This window comes from Gemmatimonas sp., from assembly GCF_044345575.1.
Classification (GTDB): domain Bacteria; phylum Gemmatimonadota; class Gemmatimonadetes; order Gemmatimonadales; family Gemmatimonadaceae; genus Gemmatimonas.
In genome coordinates, this window is sequence record NZ_JBIJAW010000123.1 from 1 (window position 1) to 9,113 (window position 9,113).

At 65.6% G+C, this 9,113-nt stretch carries 7 protein-coding genes; 4 read left to right on the plus strand and 3 right to left on the minus strand.

The window, feature by feature from the left end; genetic code table 11:
• Positions 1–769 (plus strand): MBL fold metallo-hydrolase (locus ACIQ6O_RS08955; RefSeq protein ID WP_396207439.1); only part of this gene is annotated, 769 nt, incomplete at its 5' end.
• A gap of 87 nt (positions 770–856) precedes the next feature.
• Here ACIQ6O_RS08955 and ACIQ6O_RS08960 read toward each other — a convergent pair.
• Both ACIQ6O_RS08960 and ACIQ6O_RS08965 read right to left on the minus strand, forming a co-directional pair.
• Positions 857–1,189 (minus strand): DUF2834 domain-containing protein, encoded by a 333-nt coding sequence (locus ACIQ6O_RS08960; RefSeq protein WP_396207441.1) that lies wholly within the window; start codon positions 1,187–1,189, stop codon positions 857–859.
• A gap of 191 nt (positions 1,190–1,380) precedes the next feature.
• On the minus strand, positions 1,381–2,829 hold the full coding sequence (locus ACIQ6O_RS08965; protein ID WP_396207442.1) for an NAD(P)/FAD-dependent oxidoreductase: 1,449 nt from the start codon (positions 2,827–2,829) through the stop codon (positions 1,381–1,383).
• A 119-nt stretch (positions 2,830–2,948) separates the two neighbouring features.
• Here ACIQ6O_RS08965 and ACIQ6O_RS08970 point away from each other — a divergent pair, with 119 nt between their 5' ends.
• The 3 genes from ACIQ6O_RS08970 to ACIQ6O_RS08980 all read left to right on the plus strand — a co-directional run bounded on the left by ACIQ6O_RS08970 (position 2,949) and on the right by ACIQ6O_RS08980 (position 8,516).
• Positions 2,949–3,407 (plus strand): c-type cytochrome, encoded by a 459-nt coding sequence (locus tag ACIQ6O_RS08970; RefSeq protein ID WP_396207443.1) that lies wholly within the window; start codon positions 2,949–2,951, stop codon positions 3,405–3,407.
• A 688-nt stretch (positions 3,408–4,095) separates the two neighbouring features.
• Positions 4,096–7,122 carry a SusC/RagA family TonB-linked outer membrane protein gene (locus ACIQ6O_RS08975; RefSeq protein WP_396207444.1) on the plus strand — a complete coding sequence of 1,009 codons (3,027 nt, stop codon included), beginning with the start codon at positions 4,096–4,098 and terminating at the stop codon, positions 7,120–7,122.
• Positions 7,123–7,154: 32 nt separating this feature from the next.
• A complete protein-coding gene (locus ACIQ6O_RS08980; protein ID WP_396207445.1) occupies positions 7,155–8,516 on the plus strand; it encodes a hypothetical protein in 1,362 nt (453 codons plus the stop codon).
• A gap of 109 nt (positions 8,517–8,625) precedes the next feature.
• Here ACIQ6O_RS08980 and ACIQ6O_RS08985 read toward each other — a convergent pair.
• Positions 8,626–9,113: hypothetical protein (locus ACIQ6O_RS08985; RefSeq protein WP_396207446.1), on the minus strand; the 488-nt coding region annotated here is incomplete at its 5' end.

Consider the following 9,113-nt stretch of genomic DNA (forward strand, 5'->3'; position numbering starts at 1 on the left):
TCCGGTCTTCAGTCGAACGGCATCACCGTTCCGGTATCTGGGCCCGCGTCGTCACCAGCCGCCGGGGCTCACGCCGGCGCAGTTGCCGCACATCGATGCGGTGCTGCTTACGCACAATCATTACGATCATCTCGATCGCCCGTCGGTGCGAGCCGTGGCGCGGCAGGCGGGCGGTGCACCGCGCTTTTATGTACCGCGTGGCACCGAAGCCTGGTTCGCCCGCAACCTGCCACGCACGCGCGGCGCGTTGCCGCACATCGAAGCCCTCGATTGGGACGCGAGCACCACGATGGCCGTGGGGCAGGGGAGCATCGCGCTGCACTTTCTCCCGGTGCAGCACTGGTCGAATCGCACGGGATTCGACCGCAACGCCTCCCTTTGGGGCAGTTGGGCGCTCGTGCACGATCATTTTCGCTTTTGGTATTCCGGCGATTTGGGCTACTCACACGAGCCGCAGCGCATTGGCGAGCAATTCGGCTTCTTCGATGCGGCCGCCATCGCCATCGGCGCCTACGAGCCGCGCTGGTTCATGCGGTCACAGCACGTGAATCCCGATGAAGCGGTGCAGGTGATGCTCGATGTGGGCGCGAAGCAGGCGATCGGTGTGCATTGGGGCACCTTCTCGCTGACTGACGAACCGCTCGATCAGCCGCCGCGAGATCTCGCGCAGGCACTGGAAGCCCGTGGCATTCCGCGCGAGCGTTTCGTGGTGCTGAAACACGGCGAAACGATGCGCTTTCTCGCTGGGGATAATCGCACCCACCCATGACCCTGAACCCACGACCCTGAACTCTGGACGGGCGTGCTGGCAGTCGCACACACGAACATCGCGTGGTCGACTGACCGTGATTCCCGTTCAGGGTCGAGGGTCGTGTGTTGAGGGTTCTGGGTGGGTGTAACGGCCCAGATACACCAGCAACGGCGGACATCCCATCAGCAGCGTCGCCGGCCACCACGCGAGCGTGCGACCGGTCTTCCTGAGGTCACGCCACAGCCACGTGAGCACCACGGCCGTGAAGATGCCCATGTCGTTCCAGGCCATGAACACCATGGGGTCCTGCCGCAGCGTGAGCCACGCGTGCGTGAGCCCTGCACTTACGGTGCCGTGCTGCTGCATCCACTGGTAGAACGACCACTGTTCGTAGGCGAAGAACAGCGCGGCGGTGCTGTAGAGCAGGTATTTGCGCATGCGAGAACGAAACGCGGGTCGCGATAGGCGCGCAATGGCCGTTGCCTGCTGCAGCGGGAAATTCAACAAACCACAACACGGAGTTCACCGAGGCAAAGAGGGCACGGAGAACTGCTGTTGCCGTTCTCCGTGCCCTCCGTTCCTTCGTGCGCTCCGTGTTGTGCTTTTCCCTCACATCTCAAAGCAACAGATCATCCCGGCGGCCGATCGTACTGTTCCGTCGGCAGCGCGAACGCCTTCTGGAGCTTCGCATCGCCGTCGTTGCCGGTTACGCGCTGCGCGATGTACTCGCCAATCACGGGGCCGAACTTGAACCCCTCGGCCTGGCCGAGGCCCGCGATCCAGGCGTTCATCGTGTCGGGCACGTGATCCACGATGAAGTTCTGATTCACGCTCGACTCGTAGTGACACGCCCGCGTTTCCAGCAGCGGCGCGTTGGCGAGGATGGGGAAGCGCGCTGCGAGGAACCGGCGTGCGCCATCGACGCGATCCTGATTGGTCCAGCGTGGGCTCAGATCGGGGTCCTGCAGCGCCGGGTCGTTCGACGCCGCGGGCTGCGGCGGCGGAGTCGGCGCGCCGGCCGCCACCGTCGGCGCGATGGCGCCGCGCACGCGGAAGCCGCGACTGTCCACCGGCAGCATGGGCCAGCCGGTCACGCCGGGGAAGTTGAAGCTCGGCAGGTTCGGGAACTGGAAGCGCGTGTCACCCATCGGCACACCGAAATACAGCGCATGGCCAATGGGGATACGCGCACGGTTCTCCATGTACGGAAACAGCTTCCGCAACCACGGCCCGCAGGCGAAGACATAGCTATCGCCGCGGATCACCGTGCCGTCGTCGAGCACCACACCGTCCATCTTGCCGTTCACGATGGGGCCGGGACGAACGCGGCCGAGGACGAGCTTGGCGCCCATCTTTTGCGCGGCCGAGGCGACGGCCTGCGTGGCGGCGCGGCAGCGCACGACACCGGCGTCCGGTTCGGTGATGGCCACTGTGATGTCGTCGGCCTTGATCACCGGCCACCGCTTGCGCGCCTCGTCGCCGCTCAGCACCTCATGCGTGACGTTGTTGGCCTTCCACAGTTCGATGGTCCGGGTGATGAACGGCTCGCGGGTGGCGCGCATGATCACGTCGCCCGTTTCATGGAAGAACGACGTGCGGAACTCCGGCGCCCATTCCTTCTCGAACAGCTTCCAGCGGGCAATCGCGCTGCGTGCCCACGGCGTCCACAACTCGCCGGTGGCACGGTCGCCATAGGAGGAACGGATGCCGCGGGTCTCGTCGCCGCTCGTGCTGCGCGAGTTGCCCGGCCCGTATTGGTCGATGAGGGTGACGCGCACGCCTCGCTTGCGCAGGTGATACGCCGTCCAGCCACCCCAGGCGCCCGCGCCGATGACGACCACATGCTGACCGCCGCCGGTGGTGGTTTTTGCATCACTCACCCCGCGCGCCGGGGCGGCGGGGAAGGCGACCGGCGGGGCACAGCCGGCGGCGAGGAGTGCGCCGGCGCTTCCGGCAAATCGCAGAAAGTCGCGACGGGGGAGAGCACCGTCGGCGAGCAGGGCCGACTCGTCGGGGGAGGGTGCGGCGGGCGACGAATCGGCCCGTTCGGGAACATCCGGGGTAGAAAAAGCGTCCATCCGCCGAAAATGTCGGCCGCGCCGCGCGCCCGCAATGCAACGCCCGATCGTGGCGACGCGGCGCGATGGCCGCGAGACCGACTTGCCAGCGAAACGCCCGCCTTGCACGTTCCTCTGCCATGCCACGCTTATTTCAGATTCCCGGTTCCCTCCTGCTCGCCGTTGTTGCGACGAGCGTCGTCGCGGCCGTCAGCATGACCGCCCAGCAGCCGCTGCCCCAGGGCCACGCCGTGCGCAATGGCGTGGACACGATCCCTGTCTACAGCGACTCGCAGGCTACCGCTGGCCAGGCTGTGTGGACCAAGACCTGCTCTGAGTGCCACGAGTCGAAGGACGTGACCGGGGCCGATTTCCGTACCAAGTGGGCGGGACAGCCGGTGTTCACGCTGTTCGAGCAGATTCGCACCACGATGCCCGACGGCAATCCTGGCTCACTCCCGAGGGAGGACTACGCGGCCGCGATGGCGTACATCCTCAAGCTGAACGGCTTGCCGGCAGGCGCGACGCCGCTCGCCGCGGACTCGGTGGCCTTGGCCGGGATCAAGCTCGTCCTGCCGCCGGCGCCGCCGGGGTACTGAACGTCGGCGGCCGTGGCCGCTGGGGCGCCGCTGCGAGCGCGGACTGTGCGGCGAGGGCAAATAAAGAACGGCGGGCAGGCGACGGTGTCGCCGACCCGCCGTTGTGTTTCAGGAAAACGAAAGGCGGCTTTTCTCGTCAATTGTCGAACGGCCCCCGCTCCAACGCAGTAGCGCCGAAAATCGTTGAAATGGCATTCCGGACTGTCGGAAATGCTGAGGCGAGCTCAGGAATCCCCCGACTCCCGCGCGCGAAGTATTGACAGTCGGTGGGGGGAATCGTACCCTCTGGCTCGTCGGTCATTGACCGGCAGTTTTTCCCTCCTCAGGCAGCGCGCGAGCGGTTCCTCCGCGCGCTCCACAGCACTCCAGTTCCGAGCCTACCGGAAGCTTCCGGCTTCCGTGCAACACAATGGTCCCGCTCGCCCGATGTCCGGTGCCACCTCGTGGGCAACCGCAACGACGTCGGCGATGGACCATTGCCGGTCACAACATCGGGTGGCCGGCCGGTGATCCTGCTTCACGGAGTCACGAGATGCGATTGTTCGTTCCTGCTGCGTCCCCTGGCGCGGAGCGAGACGGAGCACAGCAGTGCTGTGCCACCGAGCGCTGCTCCCCGCCACGTGCTGCCGCGGCCTATGGGCTGCGGGTGCGTCGACTGTTTACGGGTGCGCTCGCGGCGCTCGCTGCCATGTCGCTGCCTGTCCCGTCCGTCCTCGCGGCACAGGGAAGTGGCGGAACGGTCGTCGGTCGGGTGACCGATGCGGCCACCGGCCAGCCCATTCAGCAGGCCCGCGTGCTCGTGCAGGGCACCCAGGTCGGCGCCCTGACGGCCGAAACCGGCCGGTATTCGCTCCGTGTGCCGAACACCGGGGCCATTGTCCTGGAAGTGAGCCGCATCGGCTACGAGGCCAAGCGCATCAACGTGAACATCACGGCGGGTGCGAACCTCACGCAGGACGTCGCGCTCACGCAGGCGGCTTTCTCGCTCTCGGCCGTCGTCACCACGGTGACGGGTCAGCAGCGGAAGGTGGAGCTCGCGAACGCCACCGCGCAGGTGAACGTGGCGGAAAAGATTGCGGAGCTTCCCGTGCAGAACATGGGCCAGCTGCTCTCCGGTCGTGCGGCCGGTGTGCAGGTCGTCTCGGCGGGTGCGACGGGCGCTGGCTCGCGTATCCGTATCCGCGGTCAGGCGTCGCTCTCGCTGTCGAACGATCCCGTCGTGATCATCGACGGTGTGCGTATGACCGCCAACGCCGGCAGCTCCTCCATCGGCGTCGGTGGCTCCACGCCGTCGCGCCTCGACGACCTCAATCCCGAGGAAATCGAGAACATCGAAGTGGTGAAGGGCCCCTCGGCCGCCACGTTGTACGGCACCGAAGCGGCGAACGGCGTGATCAACATCACGACCAAGCGCGGTAAGGCGGGCAAGACCCGTTGGAACGTGTACACGGAAAACGGCCGCATCACCGACCCGAACACCTATCCGCTGATGTACTACGGGTGGGGCACGCAGCTCAGCGGTGCCGCTGCGGGTTCGCGTGTGCGTTGCCCCGCGATCTCCATCGCCGCGTCGATCTGCCGCGCCGACAGTCTCCGCGTCGGTAACGCGTTCATCATCGACAGCCTCTCGCCGGTCGATCAGGGCGCCCGCCAGCAGTACGGCATGCAGGTGTCCGGTGGTACCGACAAGGTGCAGTTCTTCGTGTCCGGTGAAACGGAAGGGGAAACGGGCATCTACAGGATGCCTGAGATCGAAATCAATCGCCTTATGAAGGAGCGTGGGGTCACCGGGCTTCCTTCGAGCCAGATTCGCCCGAACGCGCTCGACCGCAACAGTCTCCGCGCCAACGTCACGGCGCAGATCAGCCCCAAGGCGACGCTGCAGGTGTCGTCGAGCTACATCAACAGCCGCCAGCGCCTGCCGCAGAACGAGGACAACGGCAACGGCCTCATGGTGGGCATGCTCGGTGGTGAGTGGCGTGAAGACCTGGTCGATGGCCGCGGTGTCAAGCTGCTTGGGTACCGCGCCTTCCCCATGGGCGACATCCTCTCGCGTACGACCAGCCAGGCGATCAATCGTTTCATCAACAGCGTGCAGGTGCAGTACAACCCGATCAGCTGGCTCACCACACGCGCCACGATCGGCTCCGACTTCACCGCGCGCAGCGACGTGGGCATCAACCTGTTCGATCAGGGTGTCCTTGGCGTGAACCGCGTCGGTCAGGTGAGCGCCAACCGCGCCGAAATCAACCAGCAGACGGTCGACCTCGGCGGTACGGCGAACAAGCAGGTGTTCTCGTGGCTGAACTCGAAGACGTCCGTCGGTATGCAGTACATCCGCAACTCCTTCGGACAGGCGGAAGGCACTGGTCAGTCGTTGCCGCCGGGAGCCACCACGATCACGGCGGCCGCGGTGCGCAACGCGTCGCAGTCGTTCGATGAGCGCCGCACGCTCGGCTACTACGTGGAACAGGTGTTCAACGTGAACGAGAAGCTCTTCCTCACCGCCGGCCTGCGTCGCGACGCGGCCAGCGCGTTTGGTAAGGACTTCCGCGCTGTGAACTACCCCAAGATCGGTGCCTCGTGGGTGATGTCCGATCAGAGCTTCTTCCCGGACTTCGACTGGGTCAACACGTTCCGCGTCCGCGCCACGTACGGCGCGTCGGGGCAGATCCCGGGCGCCACGGATGCGCTGCGCTTCTTCTCGCCGTTCGCCACGACGATCTCCGGTACGGCGGACCAGCCCGGTGTGACGCTTGGTGCGCTGGGTAACCCCACGCTCCGCCCCGAGTACTCGGCGGAGACGGAGGCCGGTTTCGACCTCACCATGTTCGACGGGAAGTCGAACTTCGAGTTCACGTACTACAACAAGAACACCACGGACGCCCTCATCGATCGTCGCGTGGCGCCCTCCATTGCCGGCGTGACGTCGCGCCTGGAAAACATCGGCAATGTCCGCAACAAGGGCCTCGAGGTCGTGTACAACCAGAAGGTGATCACGAGCGACAAGATCGGCCTCGACTTCGTTCTCACCGGCTCGACCAACAACAACGAACTCATCACGTTGGGCGAGGGCGTCAGCCCGATTCCGAGCGGCAACCGCAACACGCAGCTCAATGCGCCGGGCTTCCCGCTGTACGGTCTGTGGGGTCGCACCTACACGTACAACGATGCGAACGGCGACGGCATCCTGGTCGCGGGCGAGATGACGTACGGTGCCAACACGTTCATCGGCCCCAGCTTCCCCACGCGCGAAGTGGCATTCACGCCCACCATCGAGCTGCTCGGCCGCAAGCTCCGCATCTCGGGCCAGATGGACTCGAAGTGGGGCATGAAGAAGCTGAACAACACCAAGCGTCACCAGTGTCAGGCCGGTATCTCCTGCCAGGGCCTCTACGCCGGCGCCCCGCTGGAAGAGCAGGCCAAGGCTGTGGCCGCGGCCGCGTCCATCTTCACGGGCTTCTACGAAGACGGCTCGTTCACGCGCTTCCGCGAACTGTCGATGTCGTACCAGATGCCGAACAGCTGGGCCAAGGCGCTCAAGGCCGAGCGTTGGAACCTCGTGCTCACGGGACGTAATCTCGGGGTGTGGACGCCGTTCACCGGTGTCGATCCGGAAACCACCGTCGGCAACGGCGATGCGCGTGGCAACGAGGAGTTCTTCTCCACGCCGCCGATGCGCTACTTCACGTTCCGCATGAACTTCAACTTCTGATCGAGGCGAGCACGCATATGCGATTCTCTTTCGTGACTCGTCGTTTCATTCGACCGGCGAGTGCAGTATTCCTGGCGGTGGGTGTGGTGGCCGGGTGTTCCACCGATACGCTGGAAATCACCGATCCCGACGTGCTCAACGTGGGTGACTACACCACCACGGCCGGCGCGACCCCGCTGCGGCTCGGTGTCATCCAGGACTTCCAGAACGTCTATGGCGGCAATGCCAGCCTGGAGAACGTGATCGTCGTCACCGGGAATGTGTCCGACGAGTTGTACTCGACGGACACCTTCGATGGTCGTCTTTTCCCGAACCAGCGGGCGATGAACGACAATCTGCCCGAGTTGGACAACTTCTATCGGAATCTGCACCGGGTGCGCGCGGGGGCCACGCGTACCATCAACGTGCTGAGGAAGGTGGCGCCGACGCCGGTACAAAATATCGGCGAGATGTACGGCATCCGCGGCTTCACCGAGACGTTCTTCGCCGAGGCCTATTGCTCGGGCGTGCCGTTCTCCGAGGAAAAGGATAACAGCACCGAGTTCGGCGATCCGCAGACGACGGTGCAGATCTATGCCCGCGCCCTCGCCAGCTTCGACTCGGCGTTGGCCAGCGCCGGCACCGACACGCGCGTGCAGAACATCGCGCGTCTCGGTCGTGGCCGTGTGCTGCTCAACCAGGGGCGCTTCGACGATGCGGCGGCGGCAGTGGCCGCGGTGCCGACGACCTTCGCGTGGGTTACGGCTCACTCGACGTCGTCCGGTCGCCAGGAAAACGGCATGTGGAATGCGCTCACGGTGGCGAATTCCCGCTATGCCATCGTCCTGCCCGACGCGCAGGGGCGCGGCGAGGGGATCAACGGGGTCGCGTTCCTCACGACGCCTGCCGATCCGCGTATCCCATGGGTGCCGTCCACCCGTACCGGGTTCAACGGCTCCAGCCGCAACCTTCCCACACAGCTCAAGTACGACCGTACGACCGGCGTGGTGGTGGCGAACGGCGTGGAAGCCCGTCTGATCGAACTCGAAGCGCGCCTGCGTCGTGATACGCAGGCCGATCGTGATGCGGTGTTCGCCGGTCTCAACACCCTGCGTGCGACGGCGATCTCGCCGGCCATGAGCCCATTGGCTGGTGCGGCGCCCACCACGCAGGCGGCGGCGGTCTCGCTGCTCTTCGAGGAGCGCGCGAAGTGGTTGTACCTCACTGGCCACCGCTTGGGCGATCTCCGTCGCCTGGTGCGTCAGTACGGTCGCGCGGCCAACACGGTGTTCCCCACCGGCAACCTGCCGTCGCCGCTGGCTGGCGTGTACGGGAACGACGTGAATCTCCCCATCCCCTTCGACGAGAAGAACAACCCGAAGGCGACGGGCGGGTGCCTCGACCGCAACCCGTAAGGAACGGTTGAGCAGACACGAAGGGCCGCCGGACACTGTGTCCGGCGGCCCTTCGTGCGTTTCGACGACTCCGGTTCGCGATCGCTCGTGAACCGTTCGCGCGCGAACCTTACCGACCGCTCGCCGCGCGCCCGAGATCGACCGCCTTGAAGCCCTGCTCGCCCCACCCGATCACGAACACGCTGAAGCCTTCCTTCATGCGCTTCTCGATATCCGGGGCACCCGCAGGATAGCCGCACGGCACCTTGAACTCCTTGCACGCCGAGAGCACGCTCTGAATGGCGGCTTCCCACGCGGCCTCGTCGAACTTGCGCTGGCCGTTGGCGTCGGTGGTGGTGAAGACGCCACGCAGGGTACCAGCGCCGGGGAAGAGCACGCCCACGCCCGGCACGGCCGCGATCTCGCGAATGTGTGCGAGCCCTTCCTTGCTCTCGACGATGGTGAAGTTGTAGAGCTCACCCTTGGGATTGAGCGGCCACAGGTCGGCCTTCTCCTTGTACTCCTTTTCGCTCATCCCCCAGCGCGCGGGCGCATTGCCCACGTCGTCGGAACGCGTGCCGCCCTTGCTCTTGAAGCGGAGCGCGGCGATCCCCTGCT

What these genes read in the sequence shown, in the direction of transcription:
- ACIQ6O_RS08960 (WP_396207441.1), bottom strand. Translation starts at nt 1,189, where the DNA reads ATGCGCAAATACCTGCTCTACAGCACCGCCGCGCTGTTCTTCGCCTAC.
- ACIQ6O_RS08965 (WP_396207442.1), bottom strand. Translation starts at nt 2,829, where the DNA reads ATGGACGCTTTTTCTACCCCGGATGTTCCCGAACGGGCCGATTCGTCG.
- ACIQ6O_RS08970 (WP_396207443.1), top strand. Translation starts at nt 2,949, where the DNA reads ATGCCACGCTTATTTCAGATTCCCGGTTCCCTCCTGCTCGCCGTTGTT.
- ACIQ6O_RS08975 (WP_396207444.1), top strand. Translation starts at nt 4,096, where the DNA reads ATGTCGCTGCCTGTCCCGTCCGTCCTCGCGGCACAGGGAAGTGGCGGA.